At 58.9% G+C, this 22,453-nt stretch carries 12 protein-coding genes; 8 read left to right on the forward strand and 4 right to left on the reverse strand.

The features are described 5' to 3' along the window. Positions 1-819 (forward strand): ABC transporter permease, encoded by an 819-nt coding sequence (locus tag JK213_RS12585; RefSeq protein ID WP_194262879.1) that lies wholly within the window; start codon positions 1-3, stop codon positions 817-819. 9 nt (positions 820-828) lie between these two features. Here the strand turns inward: JK213_RS12585 and hpxZ are convergent, their stop codons facing one another. Continuing rightward, entirely contained in the window at positions 829-1,230 is a 402-nt protein-coding gene (hpxZ, locus tag JK213_RS12590) for an oxalurate catabolism protein HpxZ (RefSeq protein WP_194262920.1), read from the reverse strand. Between the two features lie 278 nt (positions 1,231-1,508). Here hpxZ and JK213_RS12595 point away from each other — a divergent pair, with 278 nt between their 5' ends. The 7 genes from JK213_RS12595 to JK213_RS12625 all read left to right on the forward strand — a co-directional run bounded on the left by JK213_RS12595 (position 1,509) and on the right by JK213_RS12625 (position 11,266). Then, positions 1,509-4,733: an efflux RND transporter permease subunit gene (locus JK213_RS12595; protein ID WP_194262880.1), complete on the forward strand. Its 3,225-nt coding sequence runs from the start codon at positions 1,509-1,511 to the stop codon at positions 4,731-4,733. Then, complete coding sequence (locus tag JK213_RS12600; protein ID WP_194262881.1) at positions 4,733-5,917, forward strand: efflux RND transporter periplasmic adaptor subunit; 1,185 nt, start codon at positions 4,733-4,735, stop codon at positions 5,915-5,917. Before JK213_RS12595 ends, JK213_RS12600 begins: the two co-directional genes overlap by 1 nt. A gap of 1 nt (position 5,918) precedes the next feature. Further along, positions 5,919-7,493 (forward strand): efflux transporter outer membrane subunit, encoded by a 1,575-nt coding sequence (locus tag JK213_RS12605; RefSeq protein ID WP_194262882.1) that lies wholly within the window; start codon positions 5,919-5,921, stop codon positions 7,491-7,493. A 143-nt stretch (positions 7,494-7,636) separates the two neighbouring features. Further along, the gene (locus tag JK213_RS12610) at positions 7,637-7,969 is read left to right on the forward strand and encodes a hypothetical protein (protein ID WP_194262883.1); all 333 of its coding nucleotides are present in this window, start codon (positions 7,637-7,639) and stop codon (positions 7,967-7,969) included. Between the two features lie 53 nt (positions 7,970-8,022). Then, positions 8,023-8,403 (forward strand): VOC family protein, encoded by a 381-nt coding sequence (locus JK213_RS12615; protein WP_194262884.1) that lies wholly within the window; start codon positions 8,023-8,025, stop codon positions 8,401-8,403. Between the two features lie 93 nt (positions 8,404-8,496). Then, a complete protein-coding gene (locus JK213_RS12620) occupies positions 8,497-9,507 on the forward strand; it encodes an MYG1 family protein (protein ID WP_194262885.1) in 1,011 nt (336 codons plus the stop codon). Positions 9,508-9,622: 115 nt separating this feature from the next. Beyond that, positions 9,623-11,266, forward strand: a complete 1,644-nt coding sequence (locus JK213_RS12625; RefSeq protein WP_194262886.1) for a phospholipase C — start codon at positions 9,623-9,625, stop codon at positions 11,264-11,266. 82 nt (positions 11,267-11,348) lie between these two features. Here JK213_RS12625 and JK213_RS12630 read toward each other — a convergent pair whose 3' ends face one another. From JK213_RS12630 to JK213_RS16130, 3 genes are all read right to left on the reverse strand, one after another. Next, positions 11,349-12,701 (reverse strand): inorganic phosphate transporter, encoded by a 1,353-nt coding sequence (locus tag JK213_RS12630; RefSeq protein ID WP_194262887.1) that lies wholly within the window; start codon positions 12,699-12,701, stop codon positions 11,349-11,351. A gap of 146 nt (positions 12,702-12,847) precedes the next feature. Next, positions 12,848-13,669 (reverse strand): DNA/RNA non-specific endonuclease, encoded by an 822-nt coding sequence (locus JK213_RS12635; protein ID WP_228125564.1) that lies wholly within the window; start codon positions 13,667-13,669, stop codon positions 12,848-12,850. A gap of 125 nt (positions 13,670-13,794) precedes the next feature. Continuing rightward, positions 13,795-22,395, reverse strand: coding sequence for a GH36-type glycosyl hydrolase domain-containing protein (locus tag JK213_RS16130; protein WP_408869901.1), 8,601 nt, complete (start codon positions 22,393-22,395; stop codon positions 13,795-13,797). Positions 22,396-22,453: the final 58 nt, after the last annotated feature.

The following is a 22,453-nucleotide window of genomic DNA, read 5'->3' on the forward strand; positions in this document are numbered from 1 at the left end:
ATGACACACTCCCGCACGCTCAGCGCCCTTGGTCTCTACCGCCGCATGGCGGGCGCTTCGATCGTCGCACAACTCCGCTACCCCGGCACGTTTGCCATTCAGGCCATCGGGAATTTCATCACGACCCTGCTCGGCTTCTTCGGCATCTGGAGCCTCTTCCGCCGTTTCGGCAGTATCGCAGGATGGGATATCGGCACCGTTGCTGTTCTTTATGGCCTTGTGAACGTGGCGTTTGCCGTGGCTGAAACGCTGGGACGCGGCTTCGAGGTTTTTGGCGGCGAGTACGTCCGCACCGGCAGCTTTGATCGCCTGCTCCTGCGGCCACGCTCAACCCTGATTCTGCTTCTGGGCCACGAACTGCGCCTGCGCCCCATAGGGCGCTTTCTTCAGGGCGCGTTCGTTCTCATCGCGGGATTATGGCTTGCGCCTCATGTCCAGTGGAGCGCGGTTCTGGTTCTGCCGCTCGCCATCGCAGGCGGTGCAGCCATGTTCCTTGGCGTCCTGATCGGACAGGCCGCACTGTGCTTCATCACGGTCGAGGGGCTGGAAGTCGTGAACGTCCTGACCTATGGCGGCGTCGAGGCTGGACAGTATCCTCTGACCATGTTCGGACGCTGGCTCCGGCGGTTCATAACTTTTGTCCTGCCGCTCGCAGCAGTCTGCTACTATCCCGCCCTGTTCAGCCTCAACCACCCCGACCCGCTGGGCGTGCCGACATGGATCGGCGCCTTGTCTCCGATTGCAGGCTTTGCCTTTCTGGGCGTCATGGTCCTGATCTGGCACCGGGCTGTTGCCGGATACGTCTCCAGCGGAAGCTAACGGCCGGGTTTAAGATCCTGACCCCATCAGCGACACATGCGCGGCAATAATCTTCCATCCATCGGGCGTACGGAACCAGGTCTGGCTCTGACGCCCGATCTTTTCAGCCCCGATGCGCCGGAACTCCAGATCGACCGTCGCGACATCCTGCCCCACAGTTGTAATAACACGCCGCAGCACCTCCCGCGGCGGTGATCCTCCCGTCCGCGCCAGGCGGAAGGCCTGAATTTCCTCAAACCCGTATAGGTTCTCGCCAATACCGTAACGAACCGTTTCTGTGCCGTCGTAAAAAAGCGCGTCCAGTTCGTGCAGGATATTCTCGCCCAGCGCCTTTTCATAGCGGTCGGACATCGCAGTCACGTCCGCAAGAACCTGAGGATCATTCAGCGCAGGAAAAGGATTCAGCGTCATCATTCGGTCTCCGACAGGACTTTCAGCAAGGTCTTCCATCACGAAAAAGACATAGCATTCCTTGAAAAAATCACCATCTCGTGAGTTTTCGAAACGTAACGAGATCTGTACCGTCTTTCGTAAATACTGATTCCTCCCTTCAAATCATAAAAAAATTTTAATGGATTTTGAAAAGTAAAAAAAACTCCATAAACCACGATTTAAAAGACGTTGTATTTCATCCCACCTATTGTCCCGGTTTCCCTTCCTTGCTCAAAATCTGTTGGGAACCGAGCTGAATGAATGCCATCGTCGTCACCGCGCTAAGGCGACCGCTCACCTTTGTCGTCCTGTCGATCATGATCGTGCTGCTTGGCGTGATGTCGATCTTCAAGACGCCGACCGATGTTTTTCCAAACATCAAGGTTCCGGTAGTCGCGGCAATCTGGACCTATCCGGGGCTTCTGCCTCAGGAATTTGCAGGCCGTATCACCTATAACTTCGAACTGGCCGTTACCACGACCGTTCAGAACATCGAGCACATGGAGTCCAGCTCCTATTACGGTCGCTCGATCGTCAATATCTATTTCCAGCCCGGAACATCGGTCGGCACCGCCGAAGCCGAAGTGTCGGCCATCGCACAGACCGTGCTGCTCGGGCTCCCGCCCAAAGTGCCGGCACCGATGATCGTGGCCCTGAATCCCTCTCAGGTTCCGGTCATTGCGCTTCAGATGACGTCTGACAAACAGACGCCATCCGATCTCTTCAAGCTCGGTGTCATTCGCGTTCGTCCGCTTCTTGCTACGGTTCCCGGCGCCATTGTCGCCCATCCTTACGGCGGCATGGACAGCTTCGTCATGGTCTCCCTGGACCAGAAGCAGCTTCAGGCCCACCACCTCTCCGCCGCAGACGTTCAGGCTGCCCTGACCGCCCAGAACATCGTTCTGCCGGCAGGTGACCAGAAGATCGACGCAACGGACTGGATGGTCCAGACCAACGCCGCCCCGGAATCCATGGACGATATCGCCAATATTCCGGTCAAGCGCGTTGGCAATGCGGTCATCTATGTGCGCGATGTGGCGTCGGTCTATCGCGGCGGACATCCCCAGACGAACCTCGTGCTGGTCAAAGGTCGCCAGGGCGTCGAGATGATCACGCAGAAGGGTGGCACGGCCTCCACACTCGATGTGGTCGCGGCGACCAAGGCCCTGCTTCCGCGCCTGAAAGCAATCCTGCCGCCTGACGTCCATATCTCCATCCTGTCCGACGCCTCCATCATGGTGAAGGATCAGATAAAGGATGTGGTTCAGGAAATGATCACCGCGTCGTTCCTGACCGGGATCGTGGTTCTGCTCTTCCTCGGTTCCTGGCGCTCGACAGTCATTATCGCGACCTCAATTCCGCTGGCCATTCTGTGCTCGATCATCGCCCTTGGATGGGCCGGTCAGTCGATCAACGTCATGACGCTCGGCGGTCTGGCACTCGCGGTCGGTATTCTCGTCGACGATGCTACGGTGATGATCGAGAACATCGACGTTCATCTTGAAATGGGCAAGGATCTCGAAACCGCCATTATTGATGCGGCAAACCAGATCGTCATCGCGACCTTCGTCTCCACGACCTGCATCTGCATCGTCTGGCTGCCGTTGTTCGAACTCGATGGCGTCGCAGGCTACCTCTTCATGCCGATGGCCCTTGCCATCATGTTCGCGATGATCGCGTCTTTCATCCTGTCGCGAACCCTCGTTCCGACCATGGCGAAGTACCTTCTCGCCGGCCATGTGCATCATCCCGTCGGCGCACCCGGCCCGGATGAAGACCCGCACGGTATCCATGACTCTGCGATCGACATCCCGAACCCGCATGCGACCCAGCGTCCGCCATCAGGCTTCTTCAGCCGCTTCCAGAAAGGCTTTGAAGCGCGCTTCACCAGCTTCCGTGAAGGATACAACACGATCCTCACACGCTGCGTGGCACGCCGTGGTGCTTTTGTCAGCGTGTTCATGGTGCTCTCCATCGCATCCATGGGGCTGTATTTCGTCGCAGGACGGGACTTCTTCCCCGAAGTAAAATCCGATGCCCTTCAGATGCACATGCGCGCACCGCTCGGAACGCGTATTGAAGTCGCAGGCCGTATCGCCGCCCTCGTGGACGATCGCATCAACCAGCTTCTGCCGGGCAAGGTCGAGAACATCATCTCGAACTGCGGTCTTCCCGAAGGACCGCATAACCAGGCCTTCATCCCGACCCCGTCCATTGGGACACAGGATTGCGATCTGACGATCGCCCTGAAAAACGCTGAATCTCCGGTCTGGGATTACCGTGCCCTCCTGCGCAAGGATCTCTCCAAGCGCTTCCCGGGAACGGTCTTCACCTTCCAGCCTGCGGATCTGACGAACAAGATCCTGAACTTCGGCTCCGCCGCCCCCATCGACATCCAGCTTTCCGGCCCGGATGCCATGGAAAACTACAACTACGCCAAGCACCTGATCGGGCTGATCCGCCAGATCCCGGGCACGGCAGACGTAAACATCCAGCAGACGATGTCCACACCAACGCTGATGGTGAATGGCAACCGAACCTTCAGTCAGGCAACCGGCGTAACGGAAGCCGATCTTGCAACCAACGAACTGTTGACGCTTGCCGGTTCCGGCGTCGTCGATCCGCAGTTCTGGCTTGATCCGGTCGACAATGTCACCTTCCCGCTCAACGTCTACACGTCACAGGATCAGCTCACCCATCTCAATGACCTGCTGACCATCCCGGTCGACAAGGGAGACGGCGATCCCAACGACAAGACCCAGCTTCTTGGCGCCCTTGCCAATGTCGTGGCAGCCGGCACCCCGGGCGAAGTCTCGCACTACAACTCGATGTCCGAAATCGACATCTATGTGAACATCGAAGGCACAGATATGGGCTCCGTGCTGGACAAGGTGCGTCAGGTCGTCGCCCACGACGATCATAACAAGCCGACCTCCGCCGAAGTCGATATCCACGGTCAGGCCACAACGATGGCAAGCGCCTACAAGCAGCTCATCATCGGTCTCGCGATCTCGATCGTCCTGATCTATCTGCTGATCGTGGTGAACTTCCAGTCCTGGCTAGATCCGTTCATCATCATCACAGCCCTTCCGGGCGCACTCGGCGGCATCGCATGGGCTCTGTTTCTCACGCAGACACGCCTGTCCGTCCCGGCCCTGACGGGCGCCATCATGTGCATGGGAACCGCAACCGCGAACTCGATCCTCGTGGTGTCCTTTGCCCGTGAACGCCTCGAAATCCACGGCGATGCGCTGAAAGCCGCTATCGAAGCCGGTTACGGCCGCATCCGCCCGGTCATCATGACCGCGCTGGCCATGGTCGTGGGCATGATCCCGATGGCGACATCGAACTCGACCAATGCGCCCCTCGGCCGCGCCGTAATCGGCGGCCTGATCGTCGCAACGATCTCGACCCTCCTCTTTGTTCCCTGCGTCTACGCAATCCTCCACAACCGCACATCGCGTCAGAAGGAAATCGCCTGATGGCTACCTCCCCCAAACTCATCGCCGCTGCGGGAGGGTGCCTCCTCGCGCTCTATGTCGGCTATATCGTCGTTGACCGTATCCATGTCTCTGCGGCCCTTGCAGCAGAGACGAAGGAAAACGCTCTGCCCGACGTTGCCGTCGTCAAGCCGATCCAGTCCCCCAAGAAGGTCGCCCTGACGCTGCCCGGCAACATCGATGCCTGGTATCAGGCACCGATCTATCCGCAGGTCTCGGGCTACGTGAAGATGTGGTACAAGGACTACGGCGCCCGCGTGAAGCAGGGCGACGTTCTGGCCGAGATCAATGCCCCGGCACTGGACGCACAATACGCACAGGCTAAGGCCGACCTCGCGTCGATCATGGCAAAATACAACCTATCCAATGTCACGCTCCAGCGCTGGCAGGCCATGGGCCGCTCACAGTCCGTCTCGGGACAGTCCGTCTCCGTCGCGCAGGCTGACCAGCAGTCTGCCAAAGCGCAGGTCGAAGCCGCCGAGCGGAACGTTGCACACTTCGAGGCGCTCGAACGCTTCAAAACGATCGTTGCCCCCTTCGATGGTATCGTGACCTCGCGTGACATCAATGTCGGCGACTACGTCCATGACGGTGGTGGCAACCTCAACGCCGCAGGCGCGGCCTCCGAGCTTTTCACCGTGGCTGACGTCCACAAGCTGCGTCTGTTCGTCTCCGTACCGGAAGTCTTTCAGTATGTCCTTCAGCCGGACATCACAGCCGAAGTTACCGTCCCGCAGTTCAAGGATCGCAAGTTCACGGCGAACTTCCTGACGACCGCGCGCGGCTATGATCCAAACACCCGTACCTCCACCACGGAGTTCGAGATGGACAATCCGAACGAAGTCCTGTGGCCGGGCACCTTCGCTTCGGTGGAACTCAAAGCGAACAACGAGAACTCGCATCTCTACGAAGTTCCCACGAGTGCTCTGGTCTTCCAGGAAAAGGGCATGCAACTCGCCGTGGTCCGCGACGACAACACGGTCCATTTCCAGAACGTGACGGTCGGACGCATGGCCGATACGGCAACGGAAATTCAGGCTGGCATCGGCCCCAACGACCGTGTGATCGCCAATCCGCCCGCAGATGTGCTCGAAGGCGACAAGGTCAACGTGACCGTGCCACAGCGCGGCTACAACCAGTCCGGCTTCGGAAAAGAGAACGAGTAAGATGATCCCATCCTTCTCCCGCCTCCGCCGCCCCGGTCTGGTCTGCGGCACCGCCCTGTCGCTGCTCGGTCTGTCCGCGTGCGATCTGGCGCCCACCTACAAGGCTCCGAACCTTGTCGTCCCTGCCTCATGGCAGGGGCAGGCGCCATTTGCCGTGGCCACACCCGCGGATACAGCATTGCCCACCAACTGGTGGACCATGTTTCAGGACCCGCTGCTGAACGATCTTGAAGCCCGCGCCACCTCGGATAACGGCGACATTCAGGCCGCAGCCGAACGCTTCATTCAGGCCCGCGCCCTCGTCGTGGCCGCACGTTCGGAACTGCTGCCGCATGTCAGCCTCGAAGCTGGTGCATCGGACAACAAGCAGTCCGCTGACCGCCTGTTCCGCAACGGTGCGACCCTGACCCAGACCGAAGAGGAATATGGCGGTCTGGCGTCGTGGGAACCTGATTTCTGGTCGTCTATCCGCAACCGCGTCCGCGAACAGAAACAGTTCGCTCAGCAGCGTGCGGCCGATTTCGCGATGGCGCGCCTGAGCACACAGGCCGAGCTTGCCCGCGATTATATCCAGCTTCGCGGCTATGATGCGCAGGATGCGATCTATGCGCAGTCCATCGGCTATTATGAGCGGGCCGTTCATATCACTGAAAATCAGGTCCAAAACCAGGCCGCTCCCCGCCTCGATCTGGCACGTGCACAGGCCCAGCTTTATACAACGCAGGCAGCGCGTCTGGACATTCAGGCCGCAAGGCAGGTTACGGAACATGCCATCGCGGTGCTGACCAACAGTTCACCGTCGAGCTTCCACATCCCGGCCAGCCCGCAGTTCCATTTCGTCCAGCCGACGATCCCCACGGACGTTCCCTCCACCCTGCTCCAGCGTCGTCCGGACATCGCCTCCTCCGAGCGCGAAATGGCACAGGCCAATCGTGAAATCGGCATTGCACGCGCGGCTTTCTATCCGCATATCGCCCTGCGCCTGAATGGTGGGTTCTCCGCCAACGGTTTCGATCTGGCCAACCTTGCCAACTCGCTGTGGACCTATGGCGCAACGCTCGACATGCCGCTCTTCGATGGCGGACTACGCCGGGCGGAGCTTCAAAGAACATGGTCGGCCTATCGCGAAACCCGCGACGACTATCGTATGAAAGTTCTGTCGGCCTTCCGCGAAGTGGAAGACGGGCTGTCCCTGACCGAACGTCTGACCAAAGAAAACGCGGCGCTGGAACAGGCTGTCAAAGCCAATCTCGCCACGCAGAACATGACCATGACGCTCTATCAGGGCGGCGTCGGAACCTATCTTGAGGCCATCTTCAGTCAGGAAAACACACTGGAAAGCCGCATCCATCAGGTCGAGATCGCAACCCGCCTGTACCACGCGGATGTGGACCTGATCCGCAGCCTCGGCGGCGGCTGGACTATCCGCGACCTGCCCACAATGGACCAGACCCTGTCCATTACGCCATTGCAGTATGATAATCTGCATCACCCGAAACCCGTCGGGGACGTCACGACGTCCCAGCATCCAGAGCAGTTCGAAAACCTGACGACTGGTCTGCCAGCAACACGCTAAATAAATATTTGGTCCTGACCGATGTCATTCCGATCAGGACCAAACAGGGCATTGACCTTTTCGCAAGGAGCGATCCAATAAGCACTCAGGTTCTACCGGGCCTATGCTTTATCCCGTTCCCTGCCACGAGTAGGCTCTGCTTCATGCGTTACCTTCTTCTTTCCAGCGTTCTTCTGCTTGCGTCCTGTTCTTCTGCTCCGTGGGTTACAGGCCATACTGACAGCAAATGCATCCGGGAGCAGATGGTGAGCGGGGCCAACGGCAATGCCCGCCCCTTCGCCGCTGCCGCAGAATTCTGTTCCGCCGCCATTCGCAAAGAAAACAAGGGACATAGCCGCCCGCTGGACGTGCGTGACGACATGACCCTTCAGGCGATGGCGGAGAACCCGGATTACAATACGACCGGGCTTTCATTCGTCCCGCGCGGTTCCAAAACGCGCATTCCCGGCGGAATCCGTAACATCAATATCGACTGATCCTGCGGACAGGCAGTTTCGTCTTACCCCCTTTCACCAAGGAGAGTCTTTTCATGTTCAGCCACATCATGCTGGGTAGCAACGACATTGCTCGTTCCAAAGCATTCTATGATGCAACGCTTGGTGTCATCGGCTGTACGCCCGCCGAACCCGATGCAAAGGGTCGGCTTGTCTATGCCCATTCCGGTGGGCGTCTGATCATCACGAAGCCCCTGAACGGTGAACCGGCCACAGGCGCGAATGGCGGAACGGTTGGGTTTGCCATGAGCAGCCCCGAACAGGTGGACGCCTGGCACAAGGCTGGCGTCGAAAACGGTGGCAAGGCCATCGAAAACCCGCCCGGCATCCGCCACACTGGAATGGGCGTCCTGTACTTGGCCTATCTGCGCGATCCAGATGGCAACAAGCTCTGCGCCGTGCATCGGGTCGGCTGAGAAACCAATGCCGGCAGCGAGGTTGTCTGCCGGGCTGCCCTGCGGCATGAAAGGGGCCAACATGTTCCCTTTTCCTGTCGGTAGGTTCCCAAGATGTCTAACCATACCCCCATTGGTCTCGAAAACGGCACAGCGCCTGTCACGGCACTGACCCATTCTGGCAACTTTCATGTCGACGAGACCATGGGCTATGTCATCCTGCATTACGCCCTCGCTCCGCAGGGGGATCTTCGTGCGCGTGTTCTGGAAGAAAAATCCGCCGATCGCCTGACGTTTATCCGGACCCGTAATCCGGACGTTATCAAATCAGCCGATATCGTTTTCGACGTCGGTGGCCTCTATGATCCGCCCCATGGCCGTTACGACCACCACATGAAGGACAAGCCCCTTCGTGAAGACGGCACGCCCTATAGCGCGGCTGGCCTCCTGTGGAAGGATTATGGTCACGCGGCTATTCGCAATATCCTGAACACGCCGGTCGATGACGCCGCCGTGGACCTGATCTGGCAGAGCCTCGACAAATCCCTGATCCTGCCGATCGATCAGGATGACAATGGTGTGGTCAAGATGGGCAAGCTCTCGCTGGCGGACATCGTCTCGGCGTGCAGCCCGCCCTGGGATACGGCGGAGCTTTACGGCAAGCAAGAAGCCCGCGCACGGGAGTCCCTCGGTTTCGCCAATGCCGCCACAGCCGTCGCCTCGCATCTGGTCAATATCGTGGACCGCATCCGTGCCAGCCTCAAAGCGACAAACCGCGTGATTGCGGCTTATGAAAGCGCTGAAGACAAGCGCATTCTTGTCATGGAAACGGGAATGCCGACGGAAAAGGTCATTTTCGAGCGTGACCTGCCGGTTGTGTATGTCGTCTCTCCGGCAGGACCGGAGCAGTGGAACGTCAAGGCCGTTCCGCCCGTCCGTGGCGATTTCGGCCAGCGCGTTTCCCTGCCGGAGGCCTGGGGCGGTCTGGAGCGGGACAAACTGGCCGCCGTTTCTGGTGTGTCTGACGCCGTCTTTGCCCATCCTGCCCGCTTCATCTGCGGCGCAACGAGCCGCGAGGGAGCTATCCGTATGGCCCAGTTGGCTCTGCAAATTGCTGGCGCCTGAGACTAAAACGCCTCAGATCAGAACATTGATCTTCAAATAAGTTTCTTCATCGGAAGTCGGTGTTGCCGCTAGGAAAGCTCCGAATTCCGGATTTTCAGCGGCGGACCACTCTTTGATGACGAACTTTCCTTTGCGTCTTCCTGTTGCGACGATCGGTCTGTGTCTGATGTGGCCTCTCGCCGCTCACGCAGCCGAAACATCCCCTCCGACCAGAACCCCGATCAAACATCTGGTCGTGATCTATCAGGAAAACGTCTCGTTCGATCACTATTTTGGAACATATCCGAAGGCTGCCAACCTTGCGGGTGAGCCTAAATTCCATCCTTTAGCAGACACACCGCGCGTTGATACGCTCGCTACGGCAGACCTGCTAAGGCATAATCCCAACACGATTCTGGCCAACGGTCGGGACGCCTCCCTTCCCTTCCGATTGGATCGCACACAGGCCGCCACTGCTGATCAGAACCATGGCTACACGGCCGAACAGCGGGCCTACGATCACGGACGGTCCGACCTGTTCCCACGCTATACAGGACGCGGACTGCCCGGCGGTGTTGGGGCGTTTGGCACCAGAGGCGAGGTCATGGGCTATTTCGACGGCAATACCGTCACGGCAATGTGGCGCTATGCACAGCGTTTCGCCATGAGCGATGCGACCTATACGGACACATACGGCCCTTCCACGCCCGGTGCGTTGGAGGTCGTCTCCGGCCAGACCAACGGTCTGCAGATCAAAACCACGACCCAGAAGCCTTCAACATTGCATGCCGCATCGCCTTATGTCGGAGACGGACAAGGCGGCTGGACCATGATCAACGACATCGATCCCGCAGACGACGTGTGCTCCACGCCCAACAATCAGGTGCGGATGACCGGGCCGAATATCGGGGATTTGCTCAACAAACATGGAATCACCTGGGGTGGCTTCATGGGAGGCTTCAACCTTTCACTCCACAATCCCGATGGCTCGACAGGGTGCCAGCGCCAAACGCTCTCACCAACCGTCAGCCAGATCGTGGCGGACTACATCCCGCACCATAACTGGTTCCAGTATTACGCCAGCACGTCCAATCCGACACATGCACGGCCATCTTCCACAGCCTCGATCGGACACAGCATGCGCCCGGACAACGGCCAGCCGGACCCCGCCAACCACGAGTACGATCTTCAGGACTTCTTTGCTGCGACAAAAGCAGGAAACCTCCCCGCCGTTTCTTTTGTAAAAATGCCAGCCTGGCAGGACGCTCATGCGGGCTATTCGGACCCGCTGGATGAACAGAAGGGCGTGGTTGAACTCGTCAATTTTATCCAGACGCGTCCGGAATGGCGCGATACCGCTATTTTTATCGCTTACGACGATTCAGACGGGTGGTACGACCACGCCTTCGTCCCTCCCCGTCATGGATCCGCCGATTCCGAAGTCGATCAGCTGGACGGACCGGGACATTGCGGCACAGCATCGCGCCCTCAAGGTGTCGGCGGGGCTGAGGTGAATGGCCGGTGCGGACCGGGGACACGGATTCCCCTGCTGGTATTGTCGCCTTGGGCGCGCACAAACTATGTCAGCCATACCTTCCTGACCCAGTCCTCCATCCCCCGTTTCATTGAAGATAACTGGCTTCAGGGCGAAAGACTGGGCAAAGGCTCTTTCGATGCGGACGCGAATTCTCTCGAGGACCTGTTCGATTTCAGTCGCAAGCCCAGACTGGATCCTCTGTTTCTTGATGCAGGAACGGGCACTGTGAAATCGCAACCCTGAAACGACAAAGGGACGCGATCAGACCGCGTCCCTTTGTCGTCATGGCCGGAGCAGAAACGCTCCGGCCTCTGATGAAGAGGTCTCAGGCGAGAAGGTAGAACACCGTCGCCGCGACACAGACCGTCACAGGCAGTGTCAGCAACCAGGCCATCACGATCTTGCTCAGCATCTTTTTGTTGATGCCCGATCCCGCAGCCACCATCGTTCCGGCCACCCCGGATGTGATGATATGCGTCGTGGACACCGGAAGGCCGGTATAACCCGCCGTCATGATCAGGCCTGCACCCACGACTTCCGAAGCTGCGCCCTGTGCAGGCGTCAGATGCGTCGTTCCAATGCCTTCACCCAGCGTCCGGACGATGCGCTTGTAGCCGACCATCGTTCCGATCCCGAGGCAGAGCGCGCTCAGAAGACGGACCCAGCCCGGAGCGTATTCAACAGTCGGACGCAGTTCGGATGCAAGGCGGGAAGCCTGCTTCTTCTCGGCATCGGACGCAGCCGGATTGGCGGCAACGGACCGCAGGCCGGACAGAACCTGATACACATCGCCACGCAGTTCAGCTGGCACCTCTGAAGGGCCATCCGTCTGGGACAGACGGTTGATCGACGCGATGGCATCTTCCTTGAAAGAATACCGGTCATACTGCGTTACCAGCGGCAGGGCCTGCTGTGCGTCCTGACGGATCTTCTCGATGCTGACAGGAGCGGCAGGGTTCAGTGCAAAGGTTGCGGGCATGATGCCGATAATCGTCAGCATGATCAGGCCGATGCTCTTCTGACCGTCATTGCTGCCATGCGAAAAGCTGACGAGCGTGCAGGTCAGAACCAGAACGCCGCGTACGATCGGGTTCGGCTTCTGCTCGGGCGTCGGCGCCTTGTACATTTCCGGCATCTTCACGAGCGAACGGATGAGGAAATACAGCAGGAGCGCGCCCACAAAACCCAGCAGAGGCGACACGGCCAGTGCACGAAGCACTTTCCAGATCTGGCTCCAGTCCACGCTATGTCCCAGTTCGCGGGCGTGAACGAAGGAGTCACCAATCGCGATGCCGACCAGCGAACCGATCACGCAATGGGAGGAGGAGTTCGGGATCCCGAACCACCATGTCATCAGGTTCCAGGCCAAAGCGGTGCCGAAAAGGGCCACCAGCATCGGAACAGCCGGATTGCCGCTTGGAGGCGAAAGCACATCCGGCGGGAGAAGCTCCACCAGCGCATAAGCAACTGAAATGCCACCCAGAATCACGCCCAAGAGGTTCATCAACCCAGACCAGACCACTGCGACAGTCGGCTTGAGCGAATTGGTATAGATGACAGTTGCAACAGCATTGGCCGTGTCATGAAAGCCATTGGCAAATTCAAAGACGCAGACCAGAACAAAGCAGAGGCATAGCGCAACAAGCGATACTGCCGAGGAAGGGTCAAAGTGAAGCATAAATCCCGGATTCCGTTATTCTGCCTCCTGCCTTAATCCATTTAATAAATTTTTAGTTATGACGTTTCTGCTTTTCACAAAACCTTCACAGTCATAATCTGAAACACAACAATATACGGCCCTATTTTCAGCAGCAGAGTTCCAAGTCAGGGCACAAGGGCTTTCACCAGCGCCTTGAGGGCTTTCTGTGCGGCCTTCGACCCCCATTCCCGCAACAATTCACGCGCCTGTGGCTGCTTCGAGAGAGCTTCAGGCGTTTCCCGGATCGGCGGCATGGCGCTGACATGATCCTTGATGTCGGGCGGAAGTGCCGGGAAAGGATCAATATTCACTAACTGCGTCAGCAGCGCCACGCTCGTAATACGGCAGGTTGGACGATGGGTGTTCAGACACACATACGCCCCCGTGCCATTGACTGCGGGATCGTAAATCGCCTTCCACGTCACGGCAGGAACCGGAATACGGCCCGGCCCGATTGTCCGCACATCATCCGGATCGTAACCCGGCCCTGTCACAACGAAGATTTCGCCTTCCTGTCGCGCCCAGCCCCTGACAGCACTTTCAACGCCTTCCCACGGGCCACGATTCAGCTCCGCTGTCTGCGGGACGATGTTGGACAGCAGGAATGATTCCTGCTGCGCCGTCAGGCCTGCTTCATCGCCACTGGGAGTCATATGCCCCCGGTCATAGCGTGACGCCCGGTAATCGCTCAGAGTAGCGCGCATACTGAGAGGAAGACGCTCATCAGCGAAAAAATTGCCCTGCCGCCGCGTGCGATCCGCAATTTCCAGATTTTCTTCCGTTAAATCCTCGGCTGACCAGAGCGGCCCTTTGGTCGCTTCCGAAACAAGAACGGCATATCCCGAATTACAGAGCTGAACCGTGCCGATCCGCGCCGTTTCCCTCAGAATGGCCGGAGGCTGCCCTTCTGCGAACAGGGACGGAGATGTCTCCGCTCCGGCCGACATGGAAAACATCAGGGAGAGAATGGGAAGAGACAGAAAATATTTCAAAAGCGGCCGGTCTCATGACGTCAGTTCCGGGAGCGGCCGGTGTTAATGGATCAGGACGCTCCGCGCAACTGACTGATTTTTCAATTTCTTTTCATGACAACCTCAATCAGATGGACAGCCCCGTCATCTGTCAGAACGACCGGCTCCTCACCTCCAAACAGTGTCCCGTTCTCCCGAATCTCCAACACGCCTCGGCTGATCCGATCCGGATTGCTCACCTCAATCCGATAGGTGGCTGTCTTCCAGCACAGCATTACTTCAAAGCCCGGCCATTCCGGCGGAATGCAGGGCGAAAGAAACAGTTTGCCGTCTTCGATCCGCACACCGAGCAGAACTTCCGTTCCCACGCGCTGCATCCATCCTGCAGAGCCCGTATACCACGACCACCCGCCACGCCCGACATGCGGTGCTGCGGAATAGACATCCGCCGCCACGACATACGGCTCCAGCCTGTAACGCCCAGCTGCCGCCTCGTTCCGGGCGTGATGGACCGGATTGATGGTGGCAAACATCGCATGGGCCGTAGCGCCGTCTCCCAGCAGGGCCGTTGCCATGACGGTCCAGAGCGCCGCATGGGTATACTGACCGCCATTTTCCCGAACACCGGGCGGATAACCACGGATATAACCCGGGTCAGGTTCGGATTTATCGAAGGGCGGGGTCAGGACCATGATGATGCCGTCGTCCAGCCGCACAAGCTGCTCCCGCACTGCCTGCATGGCGAGACGGGAACGCTCAGGGTCTCCGATCCCTGAAATCACGGCCCAAGACTGCGCAATTGCATCAATCCGCCCTTCCCTGTTGAGATGACTGCCCAGCGGCGACCCATCATCAAAATAGGCCCGGCAGTACCATTCCCCGTCCCAGGCATTTTCCAGCCCGGTCTTGAGTTCCTCAAGCGCTCGGTGCCACTTCTCAAGACGGACTTGATCGCCCCGCGCTTCCGCATGGGGAATGAACGCCTTCAGCGCCGAGGACAGGAACCAGCCAAGCCACACGCTTTCTCCCCGACCCGCTTCGCCGACACGGTTCATCCCGTCATTCCAGTCGCCGGTGCCCATGAGCGGCAGGCCATGAGCGCCCCATGTCAGACTGTGGTCGAGCGCTAAAGCACAATGTTCGTAAAGCGAAGCCCGCTGTTCCGTCATTGACGGCTGAAGGAAGCGTTCGTGCTCGTCATTGGCCAAAACAGGAGCGTCGAGGAAGGACAGTTCCTCATCCAGAACGCTCCGATCGCCGCTGACCCGCACATAATGCGCGACAGTAAACGCCAGCCATGCGCAGTCGTCGGAAATGCGCGTCCGCACGCCATTGCCTTTCTGGGGCAGCCACCAGTGCTGGACATCGCCTTCCACAAACTGCCGCGATGCCGCGCGCAGCAGATGCTGCCGGACCAATGCAGGCGCGGAGGTTACAAGCGACATTCCGTCCTGAAGCTGGTCACGGAACCCGTACGCGCCGCTCGCCTGATAGAACCCGGCCCGCGACCAGATGCGGCTCGACAGGGATTGATAAAGCAGCCAGCCGTTGAGCATGATGTCCATGGCCCGATCCGGAGTGCGGACCTGAAGTGCGTCCGTAACAGAACGCCAGCCCTGTTTCACGTCCTCCAGAACATCATCGAGATCCGCGGCCCGGTATTGCGCAATCAGTTTGCGGGCGTGCTCGGCATTCTGTCCCTGCCCCAGAAGGAAGACGATGTCCGTCTCCTCACCCGGCGCTAGAGTGATGATCGTCTGCAAAGCCGCGCAAGGATCGACGCCCGCGCCAACAAGACCCGGAAGGTCGGCTCCCCGGACGATCGCGCGAGGGGCGGACAGACTTCCATAACGTCCAAGAAATGCCGTCCGGTCATCCATGAAGGATGTCTGACGTCCTCCGAAATCTGCAAATGCCACACGATCGCCGAAGGTATCTCCCCATACATTCCGGGCAAATATGGCACCGGTTTCAGCATCGGTTTCCGATAACACGAAGGGGGCGGCAGACATCCGTGAGCGCCCGAGAACCCATTCCACATAGGCCGTTGCGCGCAGAGTCCGCGTCCGGGAGGTCTGATTCACCAGACGCAACCTTGAAATCCTGATCGGGTCTTCCCGTGGCACATACTGCACCATCGTACTAGCAATGCCGTCCGCGACACGCTCGAACCGACTGTAACCGCGACCGTGATACGCGACATGAACCGCCGTTTCATCAGGGCAGGCCGCCGCGACCGGCGACCAGAAAACCCGGCTGTCCTCGTCACACAGATAAAAAGCCTCTCCCGGCGGATTGCTGACAGGGTCGTTGCTCCAAGGCGTGAGCTGGTTCTCACGGCTGTTTTCGGACCAAGTATAGCTGCTTCCTTCTGCTGAGACCTGAAACCCGAAATGTGGGTTTGAGATCACGTTGATCCATGGTGCCGGCGTGGTGCGACGTCCCTGCAGAATCACGGCATATTCCGTCCCCTCCGCCGTAAATCCTCCATATCCATTTGAAAGTTCAAGTTCCGGGAGGGCTGGAGCCTCGCCCGTAGCCCTGTAAGGCCGGAAGAACGTTTCCTTCCCCAAACCCGCCCTGTCCTGCCGGATCGTTTCCGCAAGGGTGATCTGGTATTGCAGGCTCCCTCCCTTTCCGGGGAGGACCACACGCGCAGCCGAGAACAGAAGCTCCTTCACCACACCGGACATCAGGCTGCCCCGCAGCAGATGGACGCCCCCAGCCCCACCGCCCACCGAGGACGATCTGACGAGCGTTTCGAGCGCCTGCTGAAGATCCTGTGCATAAGACGTCGGATGTTCGTTCAGGATGACCACATCCACGGCCAGAGCCTTGATCCGGAAATATTCCTGCGCCCTGAGCACCGTGCGGGCAAGCTCGAAGTCCTCGCTTTCACTCACGACAAGCAGCAGGATCGGCAGATCGCCCGACAGACCCTGTCCCCAGAGATCGGTCTGCCGCCCCGCTCCTCGTTTGATCCGCTCAGGAGAGGCCCGTAATGTCGGGCCTGCATAGAGCAGGAACCCTGCCAGCTTCTGGAACAGATCCGCCTGAGTGGGGCGAATGTCCAGATGCCGCAACTGAACCTGTGCATGTGTCCAGGCCAGCGTCAGAGCACGGTCGAGATCTGCTGCATCCAGATGCCGCTCAATGCTGTCCATCAGCGCCGCCCGCGTCGAGGCCACGATCGTCCAGAACGATACCCGACGGGTGGTCCGTGGCGGGACCGCCAGCCTGCACCGCACAGCGAAGGCCGCATCCAGCACTGTACCGGTACTGCCCGAAAGTTCCGAAGCTCCCTGCAACGCAAGAGGTGCCCGAAGATCGCGCCCTCGGCCCACAAACCGTGCGCGGTCCGTCTCGATGGAGAGGGTTCCGCCTCCAACCACCAGACAGGCAGCCCAGATTTCCTGTTCCCCCGGACTGCGACGACGGCGCGTAGCGATAATAGCGCGCTGCGATGGAAGATATTCCGTCTGCACGAACATCCGGGCGAAAGCGGGATGGGCAAGGTCCGTCTCAGGCGGGCATAGCGCCAGTTCGACATAGGACGTCACTTCGATCTCGACAGTCGCCAGACCTGTATTCCGGACGGAAACACGACGCAGTTCCGCATCGTCCTCCGCAGAGACCAGCACATCCATCGTCGTCGTCAGTTCGCCATCCTGCCGCAGATAGGTGGCTCGGTCCTCACGGAACTCGACGCTGCACTGATCCGCTGGAACCCCGCAGGGCTGAAAACCGGCGGACCACACACGGCCACGTCCGATATCCCGAAGAAAGACATACGATCCCCAGTTATCGAGCGTTCCATCCTCACGCCATCGCGTCACCGCCTGCCCGTTCCAGCGACTGTAGCCGGAGCCTGCGGCGGTCAGCATAACGCTGTAGTGGCCATTGGAAAGAAGATGCGTGACGGGAGACGCCTCCACATCCAGCGTGATCTGACGCCCACCGGGAGCCTGTCCCGTAGAGGCCGGTGGCGGGAGCAGTTTCTCTTCCTTCAGCGGACGCGTTATGGCCCCGCCGATCGGCGCGCGTTCCTGAAGCAGAAGCTCGGCGGCCCCCATCATAGGCTCAGCATGAAACCGCCTGCGCATGATTCCATCCAGAATGGTGTCGGCAAACGCCAGAATGGACATGCCCTGATGATGCGCCATGTAGGAACGGATGATCGCAGGGTTTTCTCCCGGCCGCAGACGCTCTTTCGTGTAGTCCAGAGCCTCGTAAAAGCCGAACGTTCCCTGTGCTCCGAGAGCCTCCAGACGAGCGAAATTCGCCACGGCCTTGCGGGCATTCACCATAGTGGCCAACGCCGTTGCATAGGGCGCGATCACGAGGTTCTGGGCAAGGCCCCGCTTCATCCCAAGACCCGGCACGCCGAAGTTGGAATACTGGTAATTATAGTCCAGATCACGAGCGTTATAGGCTGATTCCGAGATGCCCCAGGGCGTTTCACGCGCCTGTCCATATTCGATCTGACGCCTAACGATCTGTCTGCTGGTCCCTTCCAGCAGACTGTCGAACGGCGCTGCCATAACCAGAGATGGCATAAGATATTCGAACATGGAGCCCGACCACGACACAAGCGCCTCACCCCGCGCGACCGCGGCAACAGGCCGCCCGAGCCGGAACCAGTCCCGGGCGGGAATATCGCCTTTCGCAATCGCAAAGAACGAAGCAAGCCGCGCTTCGGACGCGAGCAGATCGTAGCAGTTGTCGTCCAGAATACCGTCATTGACGACATATCCGATCGACAGCAGCCCGCGCTCACGGTTACGAAGGAAGCCGAACTCCATATCAAGCGCCATGGTCCGGGCCTGCTCGGCCAATTCCCGCAACAATCTGGCTGTCTGTAGTCCAGTGGCGCCGTCTCTCTGATCGCTGCGGATGGCGTTCTGGGCAGCCTGTAGCCAGAACAGGACGCTCTCGGCTCCTCCTGTCAGAGCGACATCCCTGTCAGCCATTTTCTGTCCCCTTGTCCCGTTCAGGGACTGCACTGCTTCTCCCGCACGCGCGACAAGAGCCATCAGCCTTTGTTCGACGAAAATCTGTCCGGCAGCATTTTCCAGCAACTCATGCAGCAACGACCGGATATCCTGCGCGATACCGCTCGTGCGCAAGGCATTGCCACTAGCGGCCAGTTCCTCCTGAGCCAGAGCCAGAGCGTCCTGCACGCCCGGTCTCCAGCCGTCAGGCGAACGGCCCTTATGCTCCCATTCCATAAAGGTCCGGCCCAGCGTGATCAGATGGCCCGCCAGATTGCCGCTATCGACGGTCGAGACATACACTGGCGCAAGAACAGAAAGGTTTTCCGTGCTGTACCAGTTATAGAAATGGCCGCGATACTTTGGCAGGCGTGCCATCGTCGCAAGCGTTTCTTGCACCCGCTCCACGGCTTCCGCCATGCCGATCCAGCCAAAATCATGCGCGGCAACAACGCACAGGAGATACAGTCCCATATTCGTGGGCGACGTTCTGCGTGCGAGCAGGGCGGCGGGCTCTTCCTGAAAATTGTCAGGCGGGAGGAAATGATCCGATTCCGTGACGAAGGTTTCGAAATACTTCCATGTCCTCCGCCCTTGAAGGCGCAAAACAGCCGTCTCGTCCGCGGTTGCCTCAAGCCTGCGGGCAGAAACACTGTACTGGCTCGCCTTCCACGCGAAGACCGGCGACAGCATCCAGACACAGGCAAATGGCAGCATCACAAGCCACACAAGGGGCGCCATCAGAGGCATCAGAACAAAGGCAAAAGCGCCGAGAAGGATGGCTCCTCCCATCTGGCGCACATATCCCATCAGGCTTTCCCGCGGCGCCTCGGCAGCCTGCGCCGCCGTTACCCATTGCAGAAGATGCTTGCGCGTGACGAACACCCTTGCAAGCGTTCGGACGATCGCATCGCCCATCAGGCAGGCCTGATCGGCCAGAAACACCAGACAGAGCGCGGTGGTCAGGACAGTCCGCTTCAGGTCTGTGCCGAGCAAGGCCAGATAACTGTCAAGCGTCTCTCCCTGCCGGACGCGAAACGCGTCAATCACCAGCGGCAGAGTGGCTGGAATGGCAACGGTTGCGACAATGCACATCGTCCAGACGAAGGCATCATGTCCTCCCAGCATCCATCCTGCGAACAGGGCTGCGACGGCCATGGGTGCGGACAGACTACGCCTCAGGTTATCCAGCATTTTCCAGCGCGCGATACCCGTCATGGGCGTTGAGCGTCTACCGATCGTCGGAAGCCACCCCATCCATGAAAAAATCCATGGCAGTAGCTGCCAGTCCCCCCGTGCCCACCGGTGCAGACGGGATGCCGAAACCAGATAGTCCGTCGGAAATTCTTCAATGACCTCTATATCGGTCACAAGCCCGGCGCGGGCGAAGACGCCTTCAAACAGATCGTGACTCAGCAGCGTTCCTTCAGGCACCCGTCCGTCCAACGCAGCCTCGAAGGCATCGATGTCGTAGATTCCTTTCCCGGCAAACGACCCTTCTGAAAACATGTCCTGATACAGATCCGACACAGCGGCGGTGTAGGGCTCGATTCCGTTCGGGCTGGAAAAAACCCTCTGAAACAGTGTGCTGCTTCGCGCCTTAGGCAGCGAAGGCGTGACACGTGGTTGAAGGATGCCGTAGCCCTCCACGACAGCCCCGCGTTCCGGGTCGAAACTCGCCCTGTTCAGAGGATGCGCCAGTTTGCCGACCAGACGCCGGACCACTTCGTAAGGCAGGCGCGTGTCGCTATCGAGCGTTACGACATATCGCACGCCTTCTGGAATCCGCTGCCCCGAAAGCGGCATGAAACTCGTATCCTGCGCCCCACGCAGAAGACGGTTCAGTTCATGCAGCTTGCCACGCTTACGTTCCCAGCCAATCCATTTCCCTTCGCCTTCAGACCATTTTCTACGACGATGGAGCAGCAGGAAACGGTTCGAAGCACCATCAACGGACCCGTCGGTCCGTCCATAGATCCGGTTCAGTCGCTCAATGCCCTGTACGGCCTGCTCCAGCAGGTCTTCATCCCCTGCGCGGTGTTCGGAAGACCAATCCGTCCAGTCCGTCAGCAGCGCGAAAAAGATATCTCCATCCCGGCTGGCGAGATAATGTTTTTCAAGCCGATCAACCATTTCCCCGACAGCCTGCCGGTGCGTCAGAAGGGTCGGCACTACGACCATCGTCCTCAGTTCGGCCGGAATACCCTGTTTGAGTTCCAGTGCCGGAAGTTCTGAAACCGTAATAGCCCACATCAGAAAACGGTTCATTCCGGAAACCACGGCATCGGATGCCGGGATGAATCCCAGAACGAGTAGAAGCAGGAATGCCCGTCCCGGCAGATAACCGTTCATGAGCGACAGAAACGCTGCCAGCAGCAGAAGTGTCAAAAGCGTAACGGCAATACTGTAGCCGGTAATGCCAAGCTGACGACTGATCTTCCCGACCTGAACCCGCAGCGGCGCGCGAAATCCCAGTTCCTGCTCAAGAGCGGAACGCCCCTCCGCAATCAGGTAATATCCGGGATCAGCACGCCGTGGCTCCGCAGATTGCTCGACACGGGCATTCTGCGCTTTTGCAACTGCCAGACTGGCAATATCGCACTCTGTAAACCGCGATCCTTTAGCGAGTTTTTCAACAGCCCGGCAGTAGAGGTGGCGCGTCGTCAGATCCATCCCGGCAAATTCGCCATGAGCCGCCAATATTCTACTGACAAGACTGACATCCTCGACCAGATCGTTCCAGTCGGTCGTCGTCATCAACCGGATACTGTTGATAATGTTACGAATTGTCGCGTTCAGGCCGCCCTGTTCCTGCATTTCCTCATGAACGAGCGTCTCCAGATCCGTTCCTTTTTCCTGGAGCACGCCATCAAGCCACAGAAAAGCAGGGTCTTTCTGCGGATCATGCCCCCGTAGACGATGGGCGAACTGAACAAGAAAAGCGCGCGAGAGCGTGTGGATCTCAACCCCAGCGAGAAGCTGCATGGTCTGCGGACCATTGACGCCCCCGTTTTCCGTCAGCGCATCGACAAGAGTATCGGCCCTCTCCCGCGCCTTCAGGTCAGCGCTGATTTTTTGTGAAATACGCCGCAGGTTTTCAATCAAAACGATACGAATATTGATCGGAACGGCCCAGAGTTCCCGGATCAGCAAAGGCTGGGTCTGCTGATAAGTCTCGAGAAACTCGCGGATCGTTTCCGTGCTGATATGACTGTCCGTATGCGCCACCAGCGCCCATGCGATTTCGAAAACGCGGGGTAGTCCGGCAAACGCGCCATCCACAAGTTTGGGGAGGTCACGGTAATATCCGACAGGCAGCTCAACCTTGATGGTCTGGATCTGCATATCCATCAGATAATAGTTGTCGATCAGCCATTCAGCGGCTGGCGTCAGCTGCTTTCCCTGCTCCGATGCGTGGGAAAGGACAATATTGGCGTCCTGCAACACCCGCGCGTTGTCGTTCAGACGCGCAATGAGCGGGCTACCACGAGTACCAAACCCGATCCGGGCATGGGAGACTGCCAGACTGTGAGCATGCGTCCGCATCCGCTCCATACCGAACAGGTCTGCCCGAATGGGGTTTTCATCCGCCCAGCAGCTTCGCGAATACGCGCCCTCTTTCGGCGCGCCGGGGAGATAAGAGGACACCGATGCGAGTGATGCCCGAAGTCTAAACATTTGTGTTCTGATCGACATCTTTACCATCCCCATCTCCGGAAAAGGAGACTCATCCAGACGCCTGAAACCGGATTGAGAAAGCTGTCTTCAG

Origin of the sequence: Gluconobacter sp. Dm-44 (genome assembly GCF_018256175.1) — a bacterium.
In the GTDB taxonomy this organism is placed as follows: Bacteria; Pseudomonadota; Alphaproteobacteria; order Acetobacterales; family Acetobacteraceae; genus Gluconobacter; species Gluconobacter cadivus.